This is a genomic window from Streptomyces sp. NPDC093109, assembly GCF_040701725.1.
In the GTDB taxonomy this organism is placed as follows: domain Bacteria; phylum Actinomycetota; class Actinomycetes; order Streptomycetales; family Streptomycetaceae; genus Streptomyces.
In genome coordinates this window covers 1-25,884 of the sequence record NZ_JBFBEZ010000058.1, presented here as the reverse complement: position 1 = coordinate 25,884, position 25,884 = coordinate 1, and the positions used below count along the sequence as shown (strand labels likewise).

At 71.5% G+C, this 25,884-nt stretch carries 20 protein-coding genes; 11 read left to right on the top strand and 9 right to left on the bottom strand.

Features of this window, described 5'->3' with window-relative positions:
- Both AB0389_RS34360 and AB0389_RS34355 read right to left on the bottom strand, forming a co-directional pair.
- Positions 1–1,497: a HAMP domain-containing sensor histidine kinase gene (locus AB0389_RS34360; RefSeq protein WP_366399497.1), complete on the bottom strand. Its 1,497-nt coding sequence runs from the start codon at positions 1,495–1,497 to the stop codon at positions 1–3.
- The gene (locus AB0389_RS34355) at positions 1,472–2,248 is read right to left on the bottom strand and encodes a response regulator transcription factor (RefSeq protein WP_366399478.1); all 777 of its coding nucleotides are present in this window, start codon (positions 2,246–2,248) and stop codon (positions 1,472–1,474) included. Before AB0389_RS34355 ends, AB0389_RS34360 begins: the two co-directional genes overlap by 26 nt.
- Positions 2,249–2,379: 131 nt before the next feature.
- Between AB0389_RS34355 and AB0389_RS34350 the strand changes: the two genes are divergently transcribed.
- From AB0389_RS34350 to AB0389_RS34340, 3 genes are all read left to right on the top strand, one after another.
- Positions 2,380–3,879 carry a glycosyltransferase family 39 protein gene (locus AB0389_RS34350; RefSeq protein ID WP_366399477.1) on the top strand — a complete coding sequence of 500 codons (1,500 nt, stop codon included), beginning with the start codon at positions 2,380–2,382 and terminating at the stop codon, positions 3,877–3,879.
- Positions 3,880–3,993: 114 nt separating this feature from the next.
- Positions 3,994–4,767 (top strand): glycosyltransferase, encoded by a 774-nt coding sequence (locus AB0389_RS34345; protein WP_366399476.1) that lies wholly within the window; start codon positions 3,994–3,996, stop codon positions 4,765–4,767.
- A gap of 202 nt (positions 4,768–4,969) precedes the next feature.
- Positions 4,970–6,493 (top strand): ATP-binding protein, encoded by a 1,524-nt coding sequence (locus AB0389_RS34340; RefSeq protein WP_366399475.1) that lies wholly within the window; start codon positions 4,970–4,972, stop codon positions 6,491–6,493.
- A gap of 37 nt (positions 6,494–6,530) precedes the next feature.
- Here the strand turns inward: AB0389_RS34340 and AB0389_RS34335 are convergent, their stop codons facing one another.
- From AB0389_RS34335 to AB0389_RS34325, 3 genes are all read right to left on the bottom strand, one after another.
- Positions 6,531–7,583 carry a DUF4232 domain-containing protein gene (locus AB0389_RS34335; RefSeq protein WP_366399474.1) on the bottom strand — a complete coding sequence of 351 codons (1,053 nt, stop codon included), beginning with the start codon at positions 7,581–7,583 and terminating at the stop codon, positions 6,531–6,533.
- A 100-nt stretch (positions 7,584–7,683) separates the two neighbouring features.
- Positions 7,684–9,126 carry a S1 family peptidase gene (locus AB0389_RS34330; protein ID WP_366399473.1) on the bottom strand — a complete coding sequence of 481 codons (1,443 nt, stop codon included), beginning with the start codon at positions 9,124–9,126 and terminating at the stop codon, positions 7,684–7,686.
- A gap of 141 nt (positions 9,127–9,267) precedes the next feature.
- Positions 9,268–9,771 carry a flavoprotein gene (locus AB0389_RS34325; RefSeq protein WP_366399496.1) on the bottom strand — a complete coding sequence of 168 codons (504 nt, stop codon included), beginning with the start codon at positions 9,769–9,771 and terminating at the stop codon, positions 9,268–9,270.
- Between the two features lie 793 nt (positions 9,772–10,564).
- Here AB0389_RS34325 and AB0389_RS34320 point away from each other — a divergent pair.
- The 6 genes from AB0389_RS34320 (at position 10,565) to AB0389_RS34295 (ending at position 17,628) form a co-directional block, all read left to right on the top strand.
- Positions 10,565–11,827, top strand: a complete 1,263-nt coding sequence (locus AB0389_RS34320) for an AbfB domain-containing protein (RefSeq protein WP_366399472.1) — start codon at positions 10,565–10,567, stop codon at positions 11,825–11,827.
- Positions 11,828–12,100: 273 nt separating this feature from the next.
- The gene (locus AB0389_RS34315; protein ID WP_366399471.1) at positions 12,101–13,924 is read left to right on the top strand and encodes a glycoside hydrolase family 9 protein; all 1,824 of its coding nucleotides are present in this window, start codon (positions 12,101–12,103) and stop codon (positions 13,922–13,924) included.
- A 434-nt stretch (positions 13,925–14,358) separates the two neighbouring features.
- Positions 14,359–14,865, top strand: coding sequence for a hypothetical protein (locus tag AB0389_RS34310; RefSeq protein ID WP_366399470.1), 507 nt, complete (start codon positions 14,359–14,361; stop codon positions 14,863–14,865).
- A 149-nt stretch (positions 14,866–15,014) separates the two neighbouring features.
- A complete protein-coding gene (locus AB0389_RS34305; RefSeq protein ID WP_366399469.1) occupies positions 15,015–15,593 on the top strand; it encodes a toxin in 579 nt (192 codons plus the stop codon).
- Positions 15,594–15,715: 122 nt separating this feature from the next.
- Positions 15,716–16,990, top strand: a complete 1,275-nt coding sequence (locus AB0389_RS34300) for an MAB_1171c family putative transporter (RefSeq protein ID WP_366399468.1) — start codon at positions 15,716–15,718, stop codon at positions 16,988–16,990.
- A gap of 92 nt (positions 16,991–17,082) precedes the next feature.
- Positions 17,083–17,628, top strand: coding sequence for a hypothetical protein (locus AB0389_RS34295; RefSeq protein ID WP_366399495.1), 546 nt, complete (start codon positions 17,083–17,085; stop codon positions 17,626–17,628).
- Between the two features lie 71 nt (positions 17,629–17,699).
- Here AB0389_RS34295 and AB0389_RS34290 read toward each other — a convergent pair whose 3' ends face one another.
- Both AB0389_RS34290 and AB0389_RS34285 read right to left on the bottom strand, forming a co-directional pair.
- Positions 17,700–19,310, bottom strand: coding sequence for an alginate lyase family protein (locus AB0389_RS34290; protein WP_366399467.1), 1,611 nt, complete (start codon positions 19,308–19,310; stop codon positions 17,700–17,702).
- Between the two features lie 76 nt (positions 19,311–19,386).
- A complete protein-coding gene (locus tag AB0389_RS34285) occupies positions 19,387–21,387 on the bottom strand; it encodes an ABC transporter ATP-binding protein (RefSeq protein ID WP_366399466.1) in 2,001 nt (666 codons plus the stop codon).
- 269 nt (positions 21,388–21,656) lie between these two features.
- Here AB0389_RS34285 and AB0389_RS34280 point away from each other — a divergent pair, with 269 nt between their 5' ends.
- Positions 21,657–22,103, top strand: a complete 447-nt coding sequence (locus AB0389_RS34280; RefSeq protein ID WP_366399465.1) for an SSI family serine proteinase inhibitor — start codon at positions 21,657–21,659, stop codon at positions 22,101–22,103.
- Positions 22,104–22,121: 18 nt separating this feature from the next.
- Here AB0389_RS34280 and AB0389_RS34275 read toward each other — a convergent pair whose 3' ends face one another.
- Both AB0389_RS34275 and AB0389_RS34270 read right to left on the bottom strand, forming a co-directional pair.
- On the bottom strand, positions 22,122–23,180 hold the full coding sequence (locus AB0389_RS34275) for an L-idonate 5-dehydrogenase (protein WP_366399464.1): 1,059 nt from the start codon (positions 23,178–23,180) through the stop codon (positions 22,122–22,124).
- A gap of 35 nt (positions 23,181–23,215) precedes the next feature.
- A complete protein-coding gene (locus AB0389_RS34270; RefSeq protein ID WP_366399463.1) occupies positions 23,216–24,007 on the bottom strand; it encodes an SDR family oxidoreductase in 792 nt (263 codons plus the stop codon).
- 107 nt (positions 24,008–24,114) lie between these two features.
- Here AB0389_RS34270 and AB0389_RS34265 point away from each other — a divergent pair, with 107 nt between their 5' ends.
- Positions 24,115–24,924 (top strand): IclR family transcriptional regulator, encoded by an 810-nt coding sequence (locus AB0389_RS34265; RefSeq protein ID WP_366399462.1) that lies wholly within the window; start codon positions 24,115–24,117, stop codon positions 24,922–24,924.
- Positions 24,925–25,884 lie beyond the last annotated feature (960 nt).

Sequence of the window (25,884 nt, the reverse complement as noted above, 5' to 3'; positions counted from 1 at the left end):
TCACTCGTCGGCCGGTTCGGGGGCCCGGGGCAGCCGCAGCAGGAAGCAGGCGCCGAGGGGCTTGGGGGTGGGGGTGAGGGTGAGGGTGCCCCGGTGACGGCGGGCGAGGTCGCGGGCTATGGCGAGGCCGAGGCCGGTGCCGCCCTGGTCGCGGGAGCGGGCGTCGTCGAGCCGGACAAAGCGTTCGAAGATGCGCTCGGCGTCCTCGGCGGGCACGCCGGGGCCGTCGTCCTGCACCGTGAGGACGACCCAGCCGTCCTCGTTCCGGACGGTGATCTGGATGCGGTGTGCGGCGTGGCGGGCGGCGTTGTCGACGAGGTTGCGCAGCAGCCGTTCGTACTCGCCCGGATTTCCTTGTACGAGGGCGGGTCCGTCGCTGTCGCAGGCCAGGGTCAACGGCCGCCCGGTGGGGAGATACTGCTCGGTCATCCGGGAGGCGAGGGCCCCCAGGTCGACGGTGTCGGGTCTGACTACGGGCGTGCGGGTGTCGATGCGGGCGAGGAGCAGCAGGTCCTCCGCGAGGGCCTGGAGGCGGCGGGTCTGCCGAGCGGCGGTGGTGACCGCGGCGGGCCAGTCGGTGCGTTCCGGGTAGGCGAGCGCGACTTCCAGGCTGGCCAGGAGTGTGGTGAGGGGGCTGCGCAGTTCGTGGGCGGCGTCCGCGACGAACCGGCGCTGCTGGGTGGCGGCGTTCTCGAGACGCTGGAGGGTGGTGTTGATGGTGGTGGCCAGGGCGGCGATCTCGTGTCCCGTGGTGGGGACGGTGACGCGTTCGCGGGGGTCGCTCGCGGTGACCGAGGCGGTGAGGACACGGATGGCCTCGACCGGCCGCAGCGCGATCCTGACGGCGAAGTAGGTGACTGCGGCGATCAGTACGAGGCTGACGAGCCCGGCCCGCAGCAGCAGGAGGTCGGTGGCCCTGGCGATTTCCTCGGCCGTGCGCGGGAGCACCACCACATAGACCCGGAGGAAGGCATCGTCGGCGACGCCCAAGGCGGCGGCCTTCTCACCGCCGAGTCTGTCGGCCCTGATATCGGCGTACCAGACCATGTAGGTTCCGGCGGCCACATGGGAGCTGCTGTGGGGCTCGGCGTGGCGGTTCGCCGGCAGGTGGAAGAAGTAGTTCGTCAGAGTCCTGGGCCCCCGTGCTTCCGTCGGGGCGGGCAGCACATGGCGGGTGCCGGGGTCGAAGGACTCCATGCCACCGCCGTAGGCGACGGCGGAGCGCCGGCCGCTCGCGACGACCTCGTACGGCGCGGTGCTTCTGCGGCTGGGGACCACGCCCTCGTTCAACTGGTCCACGAGAGCCAGGAGCTGTATCTGGGCCTGTGCGTCGGCGATATCCACGCTCTGGCGGTAGACGTCGCGGTGTACCCACCAGCTGATGCCCACCAGGACGACGACGGTGGCGGACGCGGCGGCCAGGGCCGTGCGGGCCCGTACGGAACGCGGCCACCAGCGGCGTCGCCGCGGCTCAGTCGCGGTCGCGGTCACGGTCATCGCCTTCGCGGTCGTCCCGCTCGCGGTCGTCCCGTTCACGATCATCCCGCCCACGGTCGTCCCGTTCGCGGTCGTCCCGTTCGCGGTCGTCCACGAGCCGGTAGCCGGTCCCCCGTACGGTCTGGAGGGACCGTCGGCCGAACGCGGCGTCCACCTTCTTGCGCAGGGCGCTGACGCGCGCCTCCACCAGGTTGGGATCCCAGGCTTCGTCGGGCCACGCGTGGTACAGCAGATCCGTTTTGGAGACCGCCTGGCCCGCCCGGCGTGCCAGCAGCTCCAGCACGGCGAACTCCCGGGGTGTCAGCTCCACCCGGGCCCCGGCCCGCCGGCAGACGCGGCCGGCGACGTCCACCGAGAGATCGCCGACGGCGAGGACGGGCGGGGCGACCGTGGCGGCCCGCCGTACCAGGGCCCGCAGCCGTGCGACGAGCACCACGTAGGAGAAGGGCTTGGCCAGGTAGTCGTCGGCCCCGGTGTCCAGCGCCTCCGCCTGGTCCCATTCGCCGTCCTTCGCGGTGAGCACCAGTATGGGCGTGGTGTTGCCCTCCCGGCGCAGTTGGGCGCAGACCTTGTAGCCGTTGAGTCCGGGCAGCATCAAGTCCAGTACGACCAGGGCGTATTCGCCGTTCCTGGCCATCCACAGTCCCTGCCGGCCGTCATGGGCGAGATCGACGCTGTAGCCCTCGGCGGTCAGACCGGTGCGCAGTGTGTGGGCAAGGTCCACCTCGTCTTCGACCACCAGGATGCGCATGGGGTGCAGCCTCGCACAGCGCCCACGCGCTTTCCTGACCGGGCGATCAGGTTGGATCAGGAAACGGTCAACGAGGTCCGGGCACGCTGGGCGGAGTGTGTTGTCGCCGCCGCTGAAAGGCCCTGTCCCCGATGTCCGTTGATGAACGTGCGCTCACCGTGGCCAGGACGACTGCCCCTCCCGTACCCGCCGTCCGTGGGCACGTAACGGGCCCGGCGACGGCTGTTGTGGTCATCGCGCCCGTGGTGCTGACCATCGTGCTCGGGCTCTGGGGCATCCGCAGGCAGAACAGCATGTGGGGGGACGAGGCCGTCACCTACCAGCTCGCGGAACGCGATCTCTCCCAGATATGGCTCACCGCCCAGAGCGTTGATCTGGTCCATGCCCTCCACTACGCGATGATGCATGAGCTGTTCGCTCTCTTCGGCGCCGGGCTGCTGACGTTGCGGCTGCCGTCCGTGCTGGCCATGTCCGCGGCGGCGGCCGGAGTCGGGCTGCTGGGGCTGCGCCTCGCGGGACCCCGTGCCGGGCTGCTGGCAGGGCTGGTGTTTCCGCTCCTTCCCATGGTCCAGATGTACACCCAGGAAGGCCGCTCGTACGCCATGGTGTGTGCCCTGGTCACCTGGGCCACCCATGCGCTGGTCGTCAGCGTCCCGCGGTCCGCTCGGTGGCGGTGGGTTGTGTACGGCGCGACGATGCTGCTCGCCTGTCTGCTCCACGAGTTCGCGGTCCTCGCCCTGGTCGCACACGGTGTCACACTGCTCGTCTCCCGTGTGCCGCGTCCGGTGCTGCGGGCGTGGAGTGTGACCGCCGCGGTCGTGGTGGCGGGGGTGCTGCCGCTGGTCATGCGCAGTGCGGGGCAGTCGGGACAGGTGGCGTGGATCGGCTGGCCCGGATGGACGCGGCTGCTGGGTTTCCTGGCCATGGTGGGCGTGGGTGTGTTGTGTGCCCGGGCGCCACTGGAGGCGAGGGGGCCCGTGCGGCTCGCCGTGCTGGCTCTGCCGATTCTTGTGCTTCCCGGCCTTCTGCTGCTGCTCGCCTCACCGCTCAAGCCCCTCTTCGTCGACCGGTACGTGCTCTACAGCTGCACCGGGGTCGCCTTGCTGCTGGGCGCCTGGATGGATCACTTCCACCGGCTGCAACCGTCCTCCCGCCACGCGTGGATCGCGGTGGTCGCCGTACTGGCCGCGCTCGTCCCGCAGACCCTTTCGCTGAGGACGCCCCAGGCCCGGAGCACCGACGTCATCGCCATCGGCGCCGCCGTACGGGAGGAAGGCCGCCCCGGCGACGGGCTGCTCTATCTCTCCGGCCGGCACCGGGTCTGGACGGCGGCCTACCCCGAGGACACCCGGTCCCTGACGGATCTGGCCCTGACCCAGGACCCCGCCGCCTCGAACACACTCGCAGGCACCGAGCTGCCCGCCCAGGACATAGCGGCGCGCATCCTGGATTTCGACCGTATCGTCGCGGTCCGCGAGACGTCGGACGCGCACGCGGCCACGGACCCGCGGGAGGTGGCGAAGACAAGCACCTTGCGGCGCTGCTTCCGTGAGCACAGGACAACTCACGTCATCGGCGCGAGGGTCACCGTCTACGTCCGTGACCCCGCCCCCGGGGCGACGGCGTGCTGACGCGCTGACGTCGCGCGCCGTCCCTCCCCCCTCCCCCCGCCGATTGACCGAGCGGTCCCCGTCGCGATGCTTGAATGGACCGTCGTTCCTGATCCTCCGGCAAGGAGAAACGCTGTGCCCCTGGTGTCTGTCGTCATGCCCGTGTACAACTCGGCGGCCACCCTCGGCGCGGCCGTCCGGTCGGTACTCACGCAGACCCACAGCGACCTGGAGCTGCTGGTCACCGACGACCGGTCCTCCGACGAGTCCATGGACCTGCTCCGCGAGTTCGCCGGGCAGGACGAGCGCGTCCTGCCCGAGTCGGCCCCCGAACAGGGCGGTGCGGGCCGGGCCCGCAACCTGGCGATCGAGCGGGCCCGCGGGGACTACATCGCCTTTCTCGACAGCGACGACATGTGGCTTCCGGAGAAGGCCGAGAAGCAGCTCGCCTTCGCCGCGGAGGCCACCGCTCCGTTGACGTTCACCTCGTACTTCAAGATGGACGCCGACTACGACGGCGAGAGCACCGACTGGGTCCCGAACGGGCGGGTCATCCGCGCGCGGGAGCACGTGGACTACCGCGCGATGCTGGTCCAGGACCACATCGGCGCGCTCACCGCCATGTACGACCGCAATGTCCTGGGCACGAGGCTGATGCCGGAGATGCGCAAGCGCCAGGACTACGCCCTCTGGCTGTCGATCATGCGGGACGGCGCCGACGCCCGGGGCCTGGCCGAACCGCTCGCGGTGTACCGGGCCCACCGGGCGGGCTCGCTGTCCTCCAACAAGCTCTCGCTCGTGCAGTACAACTGGGCCCTGTACCGCGAACACGAACACCTGTCGGTCCCACGGGCGACGCGAGCACTGACCGGCGCGGTCTGGCAGTCGCTGCGCAACTCGCGCATCTAGTGCCCCTCCCGGCACCAGCACGAAGGCTGCGGACCGCACCGTACCGCCGCCGTCCGCCGTCCGCCGTCCGCCGTCCGCCGCCTGGGCGAGCGCCCGATCGATCATCGCCAAGGACCCTGGGTGCGGGCATGGCCCGGTTCCTCTGCGCGCGCATTCCTTAGGGGTACACTCCTTAGGGGTTTAGTCCTAAGGAGTGTGTGCTGTGTTCGGTTCCATGCGCTCGGCCAAGCCGACCCATGTCTTCGATCGGAGCGCCGAGTGGGACGGCCTCGCGGCCTTCGCGAGCCATTCGCTGCCCCATGCCATGCTCGGGATCGTCAGCGGCAGACGGCGGATGGGCAAGACCTACTTGCTGCGCGCCTTGGTGGAGCGGCAGGGGGGCTTCTACTTCGGTGCCACTGCGGCGACGGAGGCGGAATCCCTGCGTCAGTTCTCTGTCGCTCTTGCCCATCACGTGGGGTCGCCGGTCCCGTTCGCCTTTGCCACCTGGGATGACGCGATCACCTACCTGTTCGGGCTGGCCTCGCCGCGAGATTCCCAGGTACCCCTGCTTGTGGTTATCGATGAATTTCCGTATCTGGCGAAGACCGCTCCGGAGCTTCCGTCCCTGATCCAGAGGGAGGTCGACCGGTCTCAGATTGAGCAGAACCGGATGAGGCTCCTTCTGTGCGGGTCGGCGATGTCCGTCATGGGCGGACTGCTGGCGAGTACCGCACCCCTGCGGGGGCGGGCTCAACTGGAACTTGTCGTACGGCCCTTCGGGTACCGGGCAGCCGCCGAGTTCTGGGGTGTCGCCGACGATCCCGCGCTCGCGGCCCGTCTCCATGCGGTGGTCGGCGGCACACCTGCCTACCGCCGGCAGTTCCTCGCGGACGACGTCCCCACCACGCTGGAGGAGTTCGACGACTGGATCTGCCGTACGGTCCTCTCGCCCCTCAGCCCTCTCTTCCGGGAAGCCCGGTACCTGCTTGCCGAGGAAGCGGACATCCGGGACACGGCCTTGTACCACTCGGTCCTCGCCGCGGTGGCCCAGGGAAATACCACGCGGGGCGGGATCGCGGGATACATCGGCCGTAAGTCGGTGGATATCTCGCACCCCCTCCACGTCCTGGAGGACAGCCACCTGCTCGTACGGGAGGCGGACATCTTCCGAGCCGGGAAGTCCGAGTACCGCATTACTGAGCCGCTGATCAATTTCTACGAGTCGGTGATGCGACCCGCTTGGGCGCGACTGGAGAGCGGACAGGCCCGAGAGGTGTGGGCACAGTCCGCGGAGCGCTTCGCGGCGCAGGTAGCCGGACCGCACTTCGAGACGGTGTGCCGCGAGTACGTACTCGGGCCGGGCAGGGCCCTGCTCCGCTCGTCGTTGGGGGAGGTGGGCAGTGGCGTGGTGACTGACCCCACGGCGCGGCGGCAGACGCAGATCGACGTAGCCGTGGTGGAACCCGGGTCCGGGGGCAGGAAGCAGGCGGTCCACCTGCTCGGCGAGGTGAAATGGGGCACCGTCATGGGGCTCAGCCACCTGGAGCGGCTGGCTCGGGCGAGGGAAGTCCTCACCGCGCGAGGCATGGACACCACCCGATGTCAGCTCGCCTGCTTCAGCGCGGCCGGCTTCAGCGACTCGTTGCGAAGCGAGGTGTCGCGTGGAGCGCGGGGCGAAGACGGTGTGCTGCTCATCGGTCTCGACGAACTCTACGGTGGGGCGTTCCGGGCGCCGCTTCCTTGACCGGGCGTCGGCCTGGCGCGACTTGGAGGCAGTGACGTTACGGACGTGGGCGTCCCGCGCCCTCTTCCAGGGGCTTCCAGGGGCCTACGCCGAGTCTGCCCGTGGTGCCCAGGTCGAATTCCGACGTCACCGTCACCGGGTCGGTGCCGGGCTTCGCGCGGACCCGGGCGTACGGGGCGTGGACGGCGTCGAGGCCCGCTTCTGTGGTGTTGCGCCAGACCAGGGTGGCGTGGGCGCGTTCGCCGGGTTTCAGGTTCACGGGGGCGGGCACGCCGTCGGCGCCGGTGCCGGTGGCTATGCCGCCGGGGCCGTCGAGGACGCGTACGCCGGTGACGGGCGCGTGGTCCTCGCCGAGGAGTGCCACGTCGGGGTAGCCGTTGAGCGGGTAGTTCCGGGTGCCGCAGTTCTCCAGGCGCAGCCCCACGACGCGCAGGCCCATGGCGGCGTCGCCCTCATCGGCGTACAGCCGCACCCCGGAGGGCGGGCAGGCGCCGCCGGTCGAGGGCTCCTCGGTGGTGGGGATGCTCCGTACCTGGAGGATCCGTACGCGCGTCGCGCCTCGGGGCGGGTCCTGGGACAGGTCCTGGGACGGGGCCTGGGACGGGTCGCCGGCCAGGTCGCTTCCCGGGTTGACCGGCAGGTTTTCCGCCGTGTCTCCGACCTGGCCCGACGCGAGGCCGGCCATGGCTACCGTGCGGCGCACGGTCTCGCCCGGTTTGACGGACCGTACGGTCTCCTTCGGGCTTGTCAGCGCCTCTCCGGAGGCCGACAGGAACGTGAAGGTGATGGTGTACGTGAGGGGCTCCGCTCCCTCGTTGGTCACCTCGAACGCTGCGCACGCGTCCGCCCCGCCGCTCATGCCGGTGATCTCCACCCCGTCCCGCTTCAGCTCGGCGGGGTCACCGACCAGGGCCGGAGCGTCGGTGGCTTCCGGGGTGCCCGAGGGGCGGACTCCGCAGGAGGACGCAGTGGGGGTGCCGGTCGCGGAGGCGGCAGCCGTGGTGCCTGCCGGGCCGCCCGCCTGCTCCGATCCGCAGGACGTGAGCAGCAGCATGCCGACTACGGCGGTGAGTGGAACAGCGTGACGCATGCTGTGAGTTGATCAGGGACGGACCCATCGGGCTGTGACGGAAGCCACTCCTCCGGTCACAGGCCCGTCACAGCACGAGCGGGGAGCCCCGTCAGCCCCGTCAGCCCCAGCTCTGCGAGTACTGGTTCCGGTAGCGGTTGCGGCCCACGCGGTCCGACAGGAACCAGTGCGCGGTCATCAGCAGCAGCAGACTGGCGCCGATGATGATCAGCCCCGGCGCGAGCGCCCTGAAGTCGATGAAACCGGCGATCGTGGTCGTCTCCCCCACGCCTCCCCCGCCGCCGAGACCCCCGGCGCCGCCCGGGGTGATCCCCGCGCCGGCGGGAGGTACGGCCGGGCTGGAGGCCGGGGTGTTCCCGCCGGAGCCGTCGGCCGCGCCGCCACCCGCGTTGCCGCCGCCCGCGCTGCCGCCGTCACCGCTGCCGCCGCTGTCCACGATGAGGTTCACCCCGAGGGCCCGCATCGCCGAGGTCATCGGCTGGAAGAACGTGACGCCGCCGGCCGTACAGTCGCCCGTACCGCCCGAGGTGATCCCCAGCGCGATGCCCTGCGAGAGCAACGGGCCGCCGCTGTCGCCCGGTTCGGCGCAGACGGTCGTCTGGATCAGGCCGGTGACCGGGCCCTCGCGGTAGTTCACCGTCGCGTTGAGCGCGGTCACCCGCCCGGTGCGCAGCCCGGTCGTACTGCCGCTGCGGAAGACCTGCTGGCCGACGACCGGATCGGCGACGCCCGTGATCCGTACCGCCTGCCCGTCGCCGATGTTCACCAGGGCGGAGTCGGAGCCCTCGACGGCCGCGCCGTCCCCGTTTCCGTACCGTACGAGCGAGTAGTCGTCGCCGGGGAAGCTGCGCTGGATCGTCGTGCCGACCTGTCCGGTCCGCTGCTCGTCACCGAACCAGTTGGTGCCGACGGGCCCGCAGTGCCCGGCCGTCAGGATGAAGTTCTCCTGGCCCTTGGTCACGTTGAAGCCGGCCGAACAGCGTCCGGCGCCGTTGAAGATCGGGGAGGCGCCGTTGGTCATCGTGTCGAACGAGCCCTCCATGCGCTCCATGCGTATGACACCGCCGAGGGTGTCCGCGAGCGCGGACAGCCGGTCCCAGTCGCCGGACGAGACGGAGCTGTCGGCGCGCACCACGACCTGGTTGGTCGCGTAATCCACCGACCAGGCGGTGCCGGGCACCCGGGGTGCCCCGCCCAGCGCCTCGGTGGCCGCACGTAAGTCGCTCATGCTGAAGCGCATCACCTTGGCCCGCGCGCCCGCCCGCCGTACCTCTTCCGCCGTGTCCTCGTCGGTCACGGCGACGACCGCGCGGCCGTCGTCCGCGATCCAGGTGCCGGCGGTACGTTCGGTGCCGAGCCGGGAGACCAGGCCCGTGCCCAGCTCGGCGGAGGCGGTCTGGTCGCCGCCGCGCGCGCTCCCGTTGGGGGCGCCGCCGTCCGGCTCGCTCGCCACCGCGCTGGAGACCATCAGGCCACCGCAGATCAGCCCGCCGACGGCCGCGAGTCGCGCGATCCGTCGGAAGGTGCGTCGTGCGTGCCTCATCCGTGGCCCCCAATGCCGTACCGGCTCGACGTCACCAGCGCCGGGCTCCGGGAAATTCGTGAGCCCTCGTTGCATACGTGCGGCGGGCCGGTTCGGTTCAACGGCGTTCGCGACGGACTTCGCCGACGAGTTCGCTACGGGTCAGAGGAGGGCCGGCGGCAGCAGCTCCAGCGCCTCTTCCCAACGGAAGCCGCCGCCCGCGCCGTTGGTCCCGGGCGCGTGCGGTACGTGGGAGCCGACGCGTACCCCCATCGCGCGCAGCCGCTCCAGGCTGAGGGCGTACGCGGGGTGGGCCGCCTGCGCCGCGTTCAGGAACGGAAGTACGGCGATGGGCACGCCGAGTCCGTACGCCTCGCAGACGATGCCGAGGGCGAGCGTGTCGGAGATGCCGGCCGCCCATTTGTTGATGGTGTTGAACGTGGCCGGGGCGACCGCGATGGCGTCCGGCGGCGGCAGCGGGCGGGGCTCGCCGGGGAGCCGCCAGGCCGAGCGGACGGGGTAGCCGGTGGCGGCCTCGACGGCGGGGCGGTCGATGAAGCCGAGGGCGTGCGGGGTGGCGACGACGCCGACGTCCCGGCCGTCGGCGTGCGCGGCGTCGATCAGGGTCCCGACATCACCGGCGATGCCCGACGCGCAGACGACGATGTAGAGAAACGGCCTCCGGGGGCGCGCCGGGTCCGCCGCCGGGTGTGGGTGTGCGTCCGGGCGCGGGTCCGGGTGCGGCGGCGTCTCCGCCCCCGCCCCCGTGGCTGATTCCGTCGCCGTATCGGCCGTGCGATGCGTCACGTGGGCCTCCCAACGTCGTTGATCAGCATAGACGTTCGACGTGTATGTCCCGGAAACAATGGATGACGACCCATTCAGGTTGATCGATTTTTCAACGATCGAGCGTTGAAACCTTCACGAGAGGGCCACTTAATCCACTACCCTTTCATTAGTCGCAACGCTCGGCGCCCCGGCCACAGTTGGGCCGTCCCACGCCCCGACCCACGCGACCACCACCTTCCTCTTGTGCTCAAGACCGTCACAAATCGCGATCCCGATCAGGGATGCGCGTACGCCGTTTGGCGACGCTGGAGGCAAACTGCGCATGCCTGAGATGAGCGGTGCCGACCCCACTCGGCCCACGGAGCACGAACACCCGGCCGCGCCGACGAACAACCTTCCGGTGCCCGTAAAACGTCCCCCCACCAGGAAGGAGCTCGCGCTGCCCGCGCAGCCTTCCGGTGCCCACCGGCGCAGCCCCGATCCGTCGGACCTGGAGCTTTTCGCGAGCATGGACAACGCCGCGCCGCCGCCCCAGGAGCCGAACGGCCAGGCCCCGGCCCCGATTCCGGGTCCGATCCCGGGTCCGGGTCAGGTCCCGGACGGGAACGCGGCTCCGGGTCCGGTTCCGGGTCCCGGTCCCGGTCCCGGTCCGGTTCCGGCCCAGGACGCGGTGGCCGGGGCTCCCCCCGGTCATGCCCTCGGGCCTGTCCCCGTCCCCGCGTTCGGTACGGCACCGACGTCCGCGTTCGGTACGCACCCGGGCGCCGCGTTCGGCTCGGGCCCCGCCTTCGGTTCGGGCACGGGCTTCGGCTCGGGCGCGGCCTTCGGTTCCGGTTCCGGTTCCGTATTCGGTTCGGGCGGCGGAGCGGGCCACGGTCCCGGTTCGGGCCCGGACCCCGACCCCGCCCGCTGGGACGACGACCCGGCGCCCGAACCCAGCAGGCTGAGCCTCGTACGGAACACGGTGCTGGTCGGCGTCGCGACCCTCGCCGTCGGCATCGGGCTGGCCTTCTACGCCGGCCCGGGGAACCGTGACGCCCACCAGGCGGCCTCTCCCCTGTCGGACGGTTCGCTGCCCCAGCCCGGCGGCCTGCGGGCCTTCCCCGCGCAGGGCACGGACACCGAGCCGGGCGACGTCACGGACAGCGGCGACAACCAGACCGGCACCGCGGGCGACTCCGAGCTGTCGCAGGTCGACGGCGGGGACAGCACGCAGACCGGCTCGACGGGCTCGGCGTCAGGTGGAACCACCACCGACAAGGGCAAGAAGAGCGACAAGAGCGACGCCAAGGACAAGGGCGACGACGATTCCGGTTCGGGCTCCGGTTCCGAGTCCGGCAAGGAATCGGAGTCCGGCAGCGGATCCGACAAGGGCTCGGGTTCGGGTTCGGGCTCCGGCGGCGGCGGCTCCGACGCGCCCCCGCCGGCCGCGTCACGCCAGCGCGCGATGCAGTCCATCAACTACCCGGACCGCTACTGGCACATCCGGGACGACTTCGCCTTCCTCGATGTCGTCAAGCGCGACGACGCCGCCTACACGGTGATCGACGGCTTCGCGGACTCCGACTGCTACTCCTTCTCCCTCGGCGGCGGCCGTTACCTGCGGCACTCCAACTTCCGGCTCCGGGCCAGCACCAACGACGGCTCCACGAGCTTCAAGCAGGACGCCACCTTCTGCCCCCGGCCCACCACGTACGCCGGCGGCAACAACGGCGGTTGGGGCAGCGGCTGGGGAGGTGGCTGGGGCGGCAGCGGCAGTGGCAGTGGCAGCACCGGCACTCAGAAGGTCAGTGACGACGACCCGATGATGCTGGAGTCGTACAACTACCCGGGCCGCTTCATCCGGCACCGCAACTTCCAGCTCTGGCTGGACTCGTACCAGTTCTCAGCTCTCTTCCAGGCCGACTCGACCTTCCGCATGGTGAAGAAGTAGGCGGCAGGCGGTAAGCCGGGCAGTAAGCAGCACGCAGCAGACGGCGGGGGTGGCCAATCGGCCACCCCCGCCGCGCTTCCCCCGCCGCGCTTCCCCCGCCGAGCCTCCCCGGCCGCGCTTCCCCCGTCACGCTTCTGCCGCCCGACCGCTGCCGCATTCATTGACCACCCGCCGGGTGCGTGCCATTCTCACGGCGCGTCCCTCCACATGGGAGCGCTCCCACCTCTGTCCCGCCCCACACCGCACCCGAGACCGCGACGGAAGGCACCCCACATGCCCGCATTCGTCATGCCCGCACTCGTCTCCGTACTCGCCTCCGCACTCCTCGCCACCGGCGGCCTGACCACCCCCGCGTCAGCCACCCCGGCCGCCTCAACCGCCCCCTCCGTGCTGGCCACCACCGCCGTACGGGTCAATCAGCTCGGCTATCTCCCCGACGGCCCCAAGCGCGCCACCGTCGTCACCACCGCCGCCTCCCCCCTCCCCTGGCAACTGCGCGACGCGGCCGGCGCCGTCGTCGCGAGCGGCTCCACCACCGTCCGGGGCGCCGACACCGCCTCCGCGCAGTCCACGCACCGGGCCGACTTCAGCGCGTACGCCGGTACCGGGACCGGCTTCACCCTGACCGTCGACGGGGTGAGCAGCCATCCGTTCGCCGTCCGCGCCGGACTGTACGACGGTCTGCGCTCGGACGCGCTGTGGTTCTTCTACCAGCAGCGCAGCGGTATCCCCATCGAGGCGTCGCTCGCGGGCGGCGCGGCCTACGCCCGGCCCGCCGGGCACCTCGGCGTCGCGCCGAACAAGGGCGACACGTCCGTCCCCTGCCAGGCCGGCGTCTGCGACTACAGCCGTGATGTACGGGGCGGCTGGTACGACGCGGGCGACCACGGCAAGTACGTCGTCAACGGCGGCATCTCCACCTGGCTCCTGGTCAATTCGTTCGAGCGATCCAAGGCGAAGGGCACGGACGCGGCCGTCGGCGACTCCACCCTCCGCGTCCCCGAGCGCGGCAACGGCGTGCCCGACCTTCTCGACGAGGCGCGCTGGGAGCTGGACTTCCTGATGCGGATGCAGGTGCCGGAGGGCCGGCCGCTGGCCGGGACGGCGTTCCACAAGATCCACGACGTCAACTGGACCGCCCTGCCCACCCGTCCGGAACGCGACGCCGAGACGCGCGAGCTGCACCGCCCCTCCACCGCCGCGACCCTCAACCTCGCCGCCACGGCCGCCCAGTGCGCCCGGGTGTACGCCCCGTACGACGCCGCCTTCGCCGCCCGCTGCCTGGACTCGGCGCGCCGCGCCTGGACGGCGGCCCGCGCCAACCCGAACCTCCTCGCCCCGGACTCGGACTCCAACGGCGGCGGCGCGTACGGGGATTCCACGGTCAGCGACGAGTTCTACTGGGCCGCCGCCGAGCTGTACGCGACGACCGGCGAGGCCGCGTACCGCGACGCCGTCACCGCCTCGCCCTGGCACACCTCCACGGGCGCCCTCACCACCTTCGGCTTCGGCTGGGCCGACACCGCCGCCCTCGGCCGACTTACCCTCGCCACCGTCCCCACCGGCCTCCCCGCCGCCGACACCGCCCGGCTGCGCGCCTCGGTGACGACCGCAGCCGACGCCCATCTCGCCACCATGGCCGGCCAGGGGTACGCCGTACCGCTTCCGGCCACCGCGTACGTCTGGGGCTCCAACGGCCAAGTGGCGGGCAACGCCGTCGTCCTGGGCACCGCGTACGACCTGACCCGGCAGCCGCGCTACCGCGCCGGTGCGATCGAGGCGCTGGACTACCTGCTGGGCCGCAACGCCCTCGGCCAGTCCTACATCAGCGGTTACGGCGTCCAGGCGGCCCACAACCAGCACCACCGCTTCTGGGCGCACCAGGCGGACGCCTCGCTCCCGAACCCGCCGGCCGGCTCGCTCGCGGGCGGCCCCAACTCCGGTCTCCAGGACCCGGTGGCGGCGGAGCGGCTGCGTGGCTGCGCGCCGGCCGCCTGCTACATCGACGACATCGAGTCGTATTCGACGAACGAAGTGGCCGTCAACTGGAACGCCCCGCTGGCCTGGGCGGCCCAATTCGCCGCCGAGCGACCGTAAGGAGCTGTTGTCCGACCCCGGCATTCCGGGCCCGGTCCGGGACCGCGCCGCGCCACCTCCCGACGCATCCCAGCGATTCTTTCCAGCCATCGGCAGCCGGAATATTCGACCAATGGGGGCTCTTGGCTTTCCGCTATCGCTGACAAGGTGTCATAATGGTTCTCGTAGCCCTTCGTGCATCCCCCGTCGCGAAGGGCTACACCCCTTTCTCCCGCGCCCCGGGAAGCCTCTCGCGCCCCACCCGCCATGGTTCCGGCATGGCGTCGGCATGGTTATCACACGGGCAAGGAACTCCCCTCGTGGCTCCCTGCCCGTGTTTTTTCGAGTTAACAGTGACGCAGAGTGTATCCGCAAGCTCAGCCCCCAATCCTGCACCGGACATCCACGGCCGGGTCCGTTAAAGTACGGCGGACCGGAACGCGGTGGGGGCTTGGATGGACAACGGCGGAGAGCACGCGCCGCAGCTGAGGACGCTGCGGCAGAAGGTCGAGTACATGGTGGATACGACCTTCCCGGGCCAGAAGGTCTCGGGACGGTTCTTCGCCGACCTGGTCAAGGAGCGCGGCGGCGCCCTCTCCCACAGCTACTTCTCCAACATCCTCGCGGGGAAGGTCACCCACCCGTCGGAGGACATCCTCCGGGCGCTCGGGCTGGGATTCGGCGTGGACTGGCGCTTCTTCAAGGAGGAGTCCGACGTCGTCGACGATGTCGTCGCCGGTCTGCAATTCCTCGCGAAACGCAGGACCGGCGAAATCAGCGGGGTGGCGGGCCGCGGAGTGGACGAGAGCGGACTCCCGCCCGAACTGCTGCGCTTCGCGATGTCCTTGCTGGAGGAGGCCAAAGCGAAGAACCCGGGCGGCGATACGGGCAGCGATACGGGCACCGATACGGGCGGCCATTCAGGCACGGTTACGGGTACCCGCGGGCAATCGGAACCGTAGAAGCGGCGCACGCGTGTTCGTGACTGCGGCTCACGGCACTCACCCGATCGATCCGATCGATCCCGATCGATCCGATCAATCCCATTCGACCCGATCGGCCGGCCCCAGAGATCGGTCGGCCCAGAGATCGGCCAGCCCAAGAGGTCCCCATGTCTCTGCGCGAACTGCGGCGGGAGTGCGAAGCCGGCCTGGCCGACCTTCCCCTCCCCACGCCGTTCAGCGTCACCGGTCTCGTGGCGAACATGGCGGCGGCCCGCGGCCGGACGATCGTGCTGCACGAACTGCCCGACCAGCTCGCCCGCGTGAACGCCGCCTGCGGGCTGCGCCTCGCCGCCGGCTCCACCAGCCTCGTGCTCTACCGGCGGCGCCCGACCGCGTACCAGACCCAGCACGTCATCCTGCACGAGCTGTGCCACGAGTGGTTCGACCACGGCACGACGCTCGACGCGGAGCAACTGGCGCGGCTGCTGCCCGTCTTCGACCCGTCGCTGATCGGCCGGATGCTGCCGGCGGACGGACCGGCCCCCACCGTCCAGGCGCGCGCGCAGTACGACACGCACGATGAGCGAGTGGCCGAATTCGGTGCGTCACTCATCCCTCGTATGATCAGGGACATGCCCACGGATGACATGGTGGGGCGGCTGGCGAACTCGCTCTCCCGGCCGGTCGCACGCCGTCGCCGGGGTATCGGTGGAGGCGGAGGCGGAGGCGGCCTCTTCCGCCCGTAACCCTTGCATCCCCCGTAACACCTGCATCCCCCATAACCCCCGTAACCCCTGTAACCCCCCGTAACAGCACCGCCACCCGCGTCACACCCCTCGCGTCACATCACCCCCCAAGGACCCCACCCGTGACCGCACTCGACCTCGCCGGCTACCTCATAGCCGCCCTGATGACAGCCGTCGCCCTCTGGCGCATGCCGGCCGCGCTGCGGGGCGACGAGGACGACAGACGGCGGCGCGCCCTCTGGGGCTGCTACGCCGGATTCGCCGTCGCCCTCTGGACGAAGACCAGCGCCGTACGGATCGGGCTCAACAACAGCCCCGTCACCGACCTGGCCGTCCTCATCAAGCACTACACGGCGACCATCGCGATCCTGGCCATCCTCAGCTACATCGTCGCCATCTACGGCCAGTACCCGGCCGACGGCGACATCCCCCGGCACGTACGGTTCGCCCGCCGGGTCCAGCGCCTCGCGGCCCGCACCGCCGCCGCCACACTGGCCCTGCTGACCACGCTGTTCTTCACGGTGGTCGACCGCTCCGTCCCCTCGGACCGCTTCGTCGCCGACCACGCGGGCGAGTGGGGCGCCACGCTCTACATGAGCGTCTTCTACCTCTATCTGGGCGCGGCGTCGGCCGTCTGCGCGTACCAGTGGGCGCTGGCCACCGCCGGGGCCACCCGCCGCCATCTGCGCGTGGGGCTGGCCATGATGACCTTCGCGATGTTCATCGGCGTCGGCTACACCGTCAGCAGGACGCTCTTCATGTGGATCAGCGTGCTCGACACCCCGAGCGAGCACTTCGCGCTGCTCTTCGACGAGATCACCGAAGCCGCGCAACTCGTGCTCTTCGCCCTCTTCGCGCTCGGCGCCTCCCTCCCCGCCCTCAGTACGGGCTGGCGCCGACTGAGGCTGCACAGGGCCCAGGCACGGCTGCACCCGCTGTGGTACGAGCTGATGACCGCCTTCCCCGACCAGCCCTTCGAACCGCCGAGGTCGCTGGTGCGCGAACTCGCCAGGTTCGACATGCCGGTGGACCTCCGGGTCGACCGGTGGGCCGCCGACATCGCGGACGCGGTGGAGAAGCTGCGGCACTACGTCCCGGACGGCCTCGTCGAGGCGGCCAAGGAGGCCGCGGCGACCGACCGTCCGGCACCGGCACCGGCACCGGCACCGACGGGACCGCTGGCCGACGCGTACTGGATCAAGTCCGCCCTGGCCGCGAAGAACGGCGGCGCGCCCGCGGGCGGCGCGGCGGCCATCGAGGCGAACCACGCCACCGACCAGGACGGCGAAGTCGCCTGGCTGGTACGGGTGGCGGGCGCGTACCGGACCATCACCGACGACCGGGTCCGGCGCGTACTGGAGACTCTGGAGACCGGGAGCAAGGAGCGGACAGCGTGAACAGCACCACCGGCACCACCGAGGCAGCGCCGGAGACGGATACGGAGGCGGATACGGAGGCCGGCAGCCCCCGCCTCACCGCCGCCCGTACGATCACCAACGTCTTCCAGCCGCGCAATCTCCTGCTGGCCGGCATGCCCGGCATCGGCTGGGCGGCGGCGGGCGACTGGACCGGGCTGCCGTGGGGGCTGCTCGCCGCCCTGTGCGCCGGGCTGATCCCCGCGGGCTACATCGAGTGGCGGCGGAAGCGCGGCGCCTGGGGCGACCGGCACGTCGTCGACCGTACGAAGCGCGCGCCGATCTTCCTCGTCATCCTCGGCTCCATCGGCACCGGGTCGCTGCTCATGGTCCTCGGCGGCGCGCCGGCCGGCATCCTCGCGGCGATGCTCGGGCTGTGGGCGATGACGGTCGTCCTGCTGGCCGTCAACACCGTGTGGAAGATCTCGGTGGACGCGGCCGTCGGCTCGGGCATCGTGGCCCTGCTCGCCGCCGCGCACTCGCCCTGGTGGCTGCTCGGGTACGGGATGACGCTGGCCGTGTGCTGGTCGCGGGTGGCGCTGACGTACCACACGGTCGCGCAGACGGTGGCGGGCACGGGGCTGGGCGCGGCGACGGCGGCGGCGTTCCTGTTCGTGTGATCTCGCTCGTGTGACGGCGGCTCCCCGGCCGTGCTCCCCGGCCGGCGGACCGGGGAGCACGGCGACGGAGGTTACGCGCCGCGGCCCGCGCGGCGCCTGCTGATCAGAAGGAACCCGCCGGTGAGGGCCGCCCCGGCGGTGACGAGAGCCGCCGCGATGCCGGTGGAGCCGGTGGCGGCGAGGTCTTGACCGGCGCCGCCCTGGGGCTTGACGCCGGAGTCGGGGGAGGCCGTGGGGGCGGTGGGGGCGGCGCTTGCCCCCGTACCGGAACCGGAACCGGAACCGGAGGCGGTGCCGGCCCCCGAGGCGGCACTCTCGCCCGCGCCCGCGCCCGCACCCGCGCCCGCAGCCACACCCGGCGCTGCCGCCGCCGTAGGCTCGCTCTCCGCGCGCCGGGGCGGCTCGGTCCGCGTCGCCGCCGGGGCCGCGTCCCGGGTGAACGCCAGGGTGCCGAAGCCCAGATGGTCGAAGCCGCCGCCCCCGGTGCCGTAGTCCCCGCCACCGCCCTCGGGCCGCACCTGGGCGTTGATGGCGGTGACGTACGGCGCGGCCAGGCCGCGGCGCTTCACGTAGTGGTTGTGGATGCCCTCCCAGATCGGCCGGACCTGCCCGCGGCCCGCCCCGGACGCCTCGGTGAAGGTGTCCGTACCTGACCAGATACCGGGCGCACCCTTCCGGTAGACGTAGGGGCTGTACGGGACGGACTCGCCGAGGTTCCACTTGGCGACGTACTCGGCGCCCTTGAGGAACCGGTTGTCGTCGTACCCGTACAGATCGATGCCCTGGTTCCAGGCCATCTCGCAGATGGTGGCCGCGATCCCGATGCCGAGCAGCGCGTGCCCCTGGTCGCGGCCCGCCTCGATCCACTGGCCGAGGCCGCCGGGGTGGATGACGGAGATGGCGTTCTTGAGGGAGCCGTTGCCCTCGCCGGTCTTGAAGTAGGTGACGGCCTGGTCGACCTTGGCGCGGTCGTCGCAGAGGATGCCAATGGCGAGGACGGAGGCGATGTTCACCAGGTCCCAGTTGGGCCAGTAGTTGGTGATGAAGGCACCGTTGTGGTTCGTGAGGAAGGAGTTGTTCATCGGGTAGAAGATCGTGAGCATCATCTTCTGGAAGCGGGCGAGGTCGAAGCCCTCGTAACCACGCATGATCTCGGCGGCGTTGGCGAACTGGTAGCCGTGGATGCCGGCCGCCAGGAACCGGTCGGCGTTCCCGTCGAGGGCGGTGAGCGTCTCCGACCAGGTGTTGAGGATGTCCCGGGCGGTGTCCGCGTGGGCGGTGTCGCCGGTGACCTTCCAGCGCAGCGCGTTCTGGTACGCGGCGTGCACGTCGAGGTAGAACTGGGCGACGTTGTCACCGTCACCGCCGCGGACGACCCGCTCCAGCGGACGCGCCCGCCAGGAACTCTGCGCGCGGCCGTTGCGCACGAGCTTGTTGAACCCCTCCATGTACGGCTCCGCGCCCGCCTTCACCTTGGCCGCCATCCGGTCGAAGTCGGCCTGGGTGTGCAGCAGTCCGGGGTGCGCGAAGGCGGACGCGGCGGGCGCGGCGGCCGAGTTGGTAGCCGCCCCGAGCACGGTCGCGCCTGCCCCCGCCCCCACCACACCCACCGCACCGGCGGCCCGCAGTACGGTGCGACGGCTGATGGTCCACGCGCTGTTCTTCTGACCCGCTTGACTCACTGATTCGCTCCTGTCGGAATCCGCCACTACACACAGGAGACGGAGCCGACGACCGCCGATCACAGAAACCGGTACCTCAATTTCGTTGGCCCGGGACGGAGCCCGGCACGGAGCCCGGGACGTCCATCGCGTACTGGGCCGCCTGGATCCCGTACAGGTTCCGGAACACCTTCGGTCCCCCGGCCTCCTCCCCCTCCCGCTCGTCCGCGAGCAGCTCCGCGAACGTGCCGCTCTCCACCACCCGCCCGCGGTCCAGCACATGAATCAGATCCGCCGCCCGTACGGAGCCGAGGCGGTGGGTGATGAGGATGACGGTCTGGCCGGCGTCCGCGAGCCGGCGGATCTGCTCGAAGAGCCGCTGCTCGGCCTTCGCGTCGAGCGCGGACGTCGGCTCGTCGACGATCAGGATGTCGCCGGCCCTGTAGTGCGCGCGGCCCAGGCCCAGGCGCTGCCACTGGCCGCCGGAGAGCTGGTGGCCGCCCTTGTACCCCCGGGTCAGCAGCGTCCGCCAGCCGCGCGGCAACTCCTTGATCAGCTCCTCGGCGCCCGCGTACCGTACGGCCTCGTCCAGCCGTTCCTGGCTCACCGGCACGTCCGAGCGGCCGATGCTGATGTTCACCGTGGCGGTGAACGGCCAGCGGTAGAAGTCCTGTCCGACCATCGCGACGCGCGAGACGAGATCGCGGCGGTCGGCGTCCGCCGCGTCGACACCGTCCCACAGGACGCGCCCCGAGTCCGGCTGGTACAGCCCGCACAGAAGCTTGACCAGGGTGGACTTACCGCTGCCGTTCTCGCCGACCAGCGCGACGATCCGGCCGGTCGGGATCGTCAGGCTGACGCCGTCGAGCGCGCGCTTGCCGTCCTCGCCCCGGTACGTGAAGACGACGTCCTCGAACGTGATCGCGGCGGGCTTCGCGGGCAGCGGCACCCCGCCGACCGGGATGGCGCGCCCGGCGGCCTCCTCGCACAGCCGGTGCAGATCCGCGACGAACAGGCTCTCCTCATGCATGGCGTTCACCTGGACGACGAGACTGTCGAGGTTGGCGGCGCCGCTGCGCAGGGCGAGCACCGCCGTACCGCCGACGGACAGCGCCATCGTCCCGGTCCACAGCAGGCCGCCGAGCGTCGCGTACGCGACGGCCGCCGCGAGCCCCGTCCAGCCGGCCGCGATCAGCCCCGTACGGGCGGCGAGCCGGGCGAGTCTGCGCTGCTCGCCCTCCTGGGACTCCGACATCGACCGGAAGTGGTGGAGCAGGAAAGGGCCGATGCCGTGGGCCCGGATCTCGGCCGCCGCGTCGGTGGAGATCAGCAGGTTACGGAGGAGCTGCCCGGCCCGCGAGTGCTGCACCCAGATCTGGAACGACACATACTGGCGGCGCGCGTTGGTCAGGGCCGCCCACCCGCTGGGCACCGTCATCGCGACGAGCAGCGGCAGCAGCACCGGGTGCAGTACGGCGAGCACCCCGGCGGCGGCGACCAGCGACAGCAGGGCGCTCACGACGTTCTGGCAGTACTGCACCATCCGGCGGGCGCCCGAGGCGCCGTACTGCGCGCTGTCGAGGAGCCGGTGGAACTCGTCGTCCTCGACCGCCTCCAGCTCGACGCGCGCGGTGTGCGTCAGATACCGCTCGGTGGCGACGCGCTCGACCTTCGGCTCCAGCCGTCCCGTACCGGCGGTGGCCAGCGCGCGCAGCACCGCGCCCAGCATGGCCGCGGAGCCGGCGACGGCGAGCGCGGGGGCGGCCTCGGTGAGCCGCTCGGCGGTCGTACCGTCGCCGAGGAGATGGCCGAGGACGCGGTTGACGGCGATCAGCCCGACCGCCTGGCCGACGCCGCGCCCGATCTCGGCGGCGGTCACCAGGCGCAGGGCGTTGCGGTCGGCCTCCCAGGCGAGGCGGGCGGTGGAGCCGACGAGGGCGGGCAGCCGGGTGATCATGGCGCGCAGACCGAGCTGGAGAAAGGCGTCCTCGTGCTTGTTCCACCCCATGTCGTAGCGGAGGGGGCCGCCGAACATGAGCTGCTCGGAGTCGGAGACGGGGGGAGTGGCAGGGGCGGTACGGGATTTCCGCAGGGGCATGGGTAGTTGGATGCCCGCGGAGGGGAGCGCTCACGGCTGTGCGCACGGGCGGAACGGGGCACGCGGGCGCTCGTGGGCGCTCGCGAGCGCTCGCGGGTAGTGACGCGCGCCGTTGCCGGGCGCCCTCGTTCGGGTGAAGGGGGCGGTGGGAGGGGGCGGGAGGGGCGGAGATGGGCTGTTCTGTACACATCGCACCGCACCACCGGCCGCACCACTGGCCCCACCACCGGCCGTGTCACCATCACCAGCCGCGTCACCTTGGAGGCACCATGCCCGTACGAACAGCCCTGGCAGCCGCACTCCTCCTGGCCGCGACCGCGACCGTACCGACCGCCGCAGCGACATCCCCCGCCCCCGTGGACCACCTCACCGTCACCGTGGCCCGCTCCGGCTCCGCCCGTACGGACGGGACCTTCGAGCTGTACTGCCATCCGGGCGGCGGCACCCACCGCTCGGTCCGGGCCGCCTGCGAGGCCCTGGACGCGCTGACGAAGTGGGGCAAGGACCCCTTCGCGCCGCCGCCCGCGCTCGCCAAGTGCACGGCGCGGGACGGCGGTCCGGCGAGCGCCCGGGTCACCGGGACCTGGGCGGCGCGCGCCGTGAACGCGCGCTTCGCGCGGACCAACGGCTGCGAGATCGAGCGCTGGGAGCGCTTCGAGCCGCTGCTGCCGACGGCCTTCTACCGGCCGGGGGCCCCGGGAAGCACCGGCCGGTAGCTGGTCGGACTGGTCGACCTAATCGGCATCGACATCGGCATCGGTCTCGGCATCGGCCACCAGATCGAGCAGCACCTTGGACGCGCGCGAGCGGTCCCCCGCCAGCTCGAACGCCTCGGTGGAGCGCGCCAGCGGGAAGGTGTGGGTGACCACCGGCTCGACGTCGATGCCGTCCGCGAGCAGCGCGATCGCGTCGTCGAAGTCCGCGTCGAAGCGGAAGGAGCCGCGCAGCTGGATCTCACGCGTGACCACGAGGTTCCCCGGGAAGCCGATCTCCCCGGGCGGCAGCAGCCCCAGCAGGACCACGGTGCCGCCGCGCCGTACCAGCTCCACGCAGGTACGGAGCCCGGCCGGCGCGCCGGACGCCTCGATCGCGAGGTCGGCGTCCTGCGCGCGCTCCCGCTCCTCGGGACGGTCGGCCCGTACGGTCGCGGTGGCGCCGACCCGGGTGGCCAGCGCGAGCGGCTCGTCGAGGAGGTCGCTGACGATGATCTCGGCGGCGCCGAGGTGCCGCAGCACCGCCACGACCAGCAGCCCGATGGGCCCGGCGCCGGTGACCAGCACCCGCTTGCCGGCCACGTCGCCCGCGCGGCGTACGGCGTGCAGCGCGACGGAGAGCGGCTCGGCGAGCACGGCCCGGCGCTCGGTCAGCCCCTCCGGCAGCGCCCGCACCTGGTCGGCGGGGACGACGATGCCCTGGGCGAAACCGCCCTGGACATGCGGCATACGGGCGGCGCTGCCCAGGTAGCGGGCGTTCGCGCAGATGTTGCGGCGGCCCTCGGCGCATTCGCGGCAGTTGTCGCAGGGGGTGGCGGGGTGGACGGCGACGGGCGTACCGACGGCGGGCCCGTCCGTACCCGTACCGAGCGCGGAGACCCGGCCCACGACCTCGTGGCCGAGCACCATGGGCTCCTGGATCCGGAAGTCACCGACCGCGCCGCGGTGGTAGTAGTGCAGGTCGGAGCCGCAGACGCCGCCGTACGAGATGGCGACGGCGATCTGGCCGGGGGCGGGGGCACCGGGATCGCGGTCCTCGACCCGCAGGTCCTTGGCACCGTGGGCAACGCATGCGCGCATGGGGAAAGCCTCCGTGTCTCTTTGGTGGTTGCGGGTCACAGAACGGACGTCATACCGCCGTCGACGTACAGGATCTGTCCGTTGACGAAGTCGGAGGCGGCGGAGGAGAGGAAGACCAGCGCGCCGACGAGGTCCTCGACCTCGCCCCAGCGCCCGGCGGGGGTACGGCCGCGCACCCAGGAGCTGAACTCCTCGTCGGCGACGAGCGCGGAGGTCAGTTCCGTACGGAAGTAACCGGGCCCGAGCGCGTTGACCTGGATGCCGGAGGGGCCGAGGTCCGCGCACATGCCCTTGGTGAGCATCTTGAGCCCGCCCTTGGTCGCGGCGTACGGGGCGATGCCGGGGCGTACGACCTCGCTCTGGAGCGAGCAGACGTTGACGATCTTGCCGTGGCCGCGCGGCATCATCCGGCGGGCGACCTCGCGGCCGACGAGGAAGGCGCTGGTGAGGTTGGTGTCGAGCAGCCGGTACCAGTCGTCGTCGGCGAACTCGGCGAGGGGCGCGCGGTGCTGGGCGCCGGTGTTGTTGACCAGGATGTCGATGGGCCCGGCGCGGTCCTCGACGCGGGCGATGCCCTCGACGACGGCGGCGGGCACGGTGACGTCGAAGGCCTCGGCGAGCACGGTACCGCCGGCGCCGGCGGCCTCGGCGACCTCGGTCAGCTCCAGCCGGGCCCGTTCGAGCGCGTCGGCGTCACGGCCGTTGAGCACGACGGTGCACCCGGCCTCCAGAAGCCCCTGCGCGAGGGCGCGGCCGATGCCCCGGCTGGAGCCGGTGACGAGGGCGACGCGCCCGTCGATGGAGAAAAGCGGATGACCGTGCGCCATACCAGAGACTCCCATTCTTTCTACTGAGTGGAAAAGTAATCCATTCAATGGAAACATGGTTGGCATCAGGGGCCATAGATGTCAACCACTGAGGTAATTTGTGCGGCGTGCAGACCAACGACGACACGGGCGACTCGGACGGCAGGGGCAACACGGCAGCCGAAGTCCCGGCAGACGTCGTGGGCCGGGCGATGCGCCTCCTGATCCTGGTGGGCGAGCACCCGCACGGCATCACACTGTCGGAGCTGGCCCGGGAGAGCGGCGTACCGGTCAGCACGTCCCACCGCCTGGTCAACTCGCTCTGCCGGGAGGGCCTCGTCGACTTCGACCCGAGCGGCAAGCGCTACCGCCCCGGCCTGCGCCTCTTCCAGCTCGGCCAACAGGCGGGCCAGGCCTACGGTTTCGCCGGAACGGCCCTGCCGGTCATGCAGCGCGTGACGGAGCGGACGGAGGAGGCGACCCTGCTCTCCGTCCTGGACGGCACGCGCCACCTGTACGTCCACTACGTGGACGGTCCGCTGCCGGTCGGCGTACGCAGCGAACCGGGCCGGCACGGCCCCCTGCACTGCACGTCGATGGGGAAGGTACTGATGGCCTTCGCGCCGGAGGAGGTACGGTCCGACCTGCTGGCCCGCATCGACCTCACCCCGTACGGCCCGAACAGCATCACGGACCGCGCCACCCTGCGCGAGGCGGTACGCCTGGCCCGCGAGAACGGCTATGCCACCGCCGACGAGGAACACCACGCGGGCCTGCGCGCCGTGGCGGTCCCCGTCCTGCGCCCCGACGGCACCGTCTTCGCCGCCCTCTCCACCGCGGCCCCCGCCTTCCGCCGCACCCTGGCCGACCTGATCGCCCTGGTCCCCCTGCTCCAGTCAGCAGCCACAGAACTGGGCGCCCGCCTACCGGGACGGTGAGGACGCGGTGGCGCGGGTTGTTGGGATGGGGGCCGCCCCTCCTGCTGTGAGTGTCGCGACTCCGTGCCAGGTGTAAAGGGCGCTCCTGTCGTCGCGTCGGCTGCGCCGATTTCGCTTCGCTCACCCTTGACACCTACCCCGGAGCCGCAAGTGCGGCTTTTCGGGAGGGGCGGCCGGGTGGGAGGGGGTTGCCCGGAGGGCCGGATGCCCTGCCACTCGGCTCAGGGTCCGACGGCCCGGCGGACCCTGCGGGGCCACGCGACAGAGGAGAGGGGCGGTCCGGCCGGCCTCAGCGGCTTGACGGCCGTCCGCTGGTCGAGACTCATGCCCCGCTGGTCACCGCCGGTGGGGGTGATGGTGTGGGTGGTGTTTGTGTGGCGACGAGTGGGCTCCTGAAGGTGGGTCTTGTGTCCTGGGGTGCGCAAGCGGCACCTGAGGGCATCCGTCCGGCCCAATTCCCGCCCCTGGGGGCACATATGGTGCATGTTGCCCAGGGACCGCCTCCCGCCACCTCCGACGGCCCCCGGGACCACCAATGCATCCTGAGAGTGCGACTTACGCACCCCAGGACACAAGACCCCTGGGAAGCAGCCCACAACGTCCCGCCATATAGGGACATATGGGGCATTCGGCGAGGTGGGGGGCGGCCACAGCAGGGCTTACCGGCCCGAGGACCCGGCCGGACAGCAACTCCCGCCCGCCTTCCGGGCACCACGACGCGACGGTAACCAGCGGGGCATGAGTCTCAGCAAACAGCGGACCGCCGGCCGCCGAGACGGGGCCGAGTCACCCCTCTCCTCTGCCGCGCAGCCCCGCAGGGCCCACCGGCCCGCCGGACCCCGAACCGACCGGCAGCCCGGCCGGTCCCCCGGGCAACCCCTCACCCCCCAGCCGCCCCTCCCACACCCGCACTTGCGACTCCGGGACAGGAGTCAAGGGTGACCGAAGGTCATCGCGCAG

Coding starts and splice junctions, on each gene's coding strand:
- AB0389_RS34360 (WP_366399497.1), bottom strand. CDS start 1,497: ATGACCGTGACCGCGACCGCGACTGAGCCGCGGCGACGCCGCTGGTGG.
- AB0389_RS34355 (WP_366399478.1), bottom strand. CDS start 2,248: ATGCGCATCCTGGTGGTCGAAGACGAGGTGGACCTTGCCCACACACTG.
- AB0389_RS34350 (WP_366399477.1), top strand. CDS start 2,380: ATGTCCGTTGATGAACGTGCGCTCACCGTGGCCAGGACGACTGCCCCT.
- AB0389_RS34335 (WP_366399474.1), bottom strand. CDS start 7,583: ATGCGTCACGCTGTTCCACTCACCGCCGTAGTCGGCATGCTGCTGCTC.
- AB0389_RS34330 (WP_366399473.1), bottom strand. CDS start 9,126: ATGAGGCACGCACGACGCACCTTCCGACGGATCGCGCGACTCGCGGCC.
- AB0389_RS34315 (WP_366399471.1), top strand. CDS start 12,101: ATGCCCGCATTCGTCATGCCCGCACTCGTCTCCGTACTCGCCTCCGCA.
- AB0389_RS34310 (WP_366399470.1), top strand. CDS start 14,359: ATGGACAACGGCGGAGAGCACGCGCCGCAGCTGAGGACGCTGCGGCAG.
- AB0389_RS34305 (WP_366399469.1), top strand. CDS start 15,015: ATGTCTCTGCGCGAACTGCGGCGGGAGTGCGAAGCCGGCCTGGCCGAC.
- AB0389_RS34285 (WP_366399466.1), bottom strand. CDS start 21,387: ATGCCCCTGCGGAAATCCCGTACCGCCCCTGCCACTCCCCCCGTCTCC.
- AB0389_RS34280 (WP_366399465.1), top strand. CDS start 21,657: ATGCCCGTACGAACAGCCCTGGCAGCCGCACTCCTCCTGGCCGCGACC.
- AB0389_RS34275 (WP_366399464.1), bottom strand. CDS start 23,180: ATGCGCGCATGCGTTGCCCACGGTGCCAAGGACCTGCGGGTCGAGGAC.
- AB0389_RS34270 (WP_366399463.1), bottom strand. CDS start 24,007: ATGGCGCACGGTCATCCGCTTTTCTCCATCGACGGGCGCGTCGCCCTC.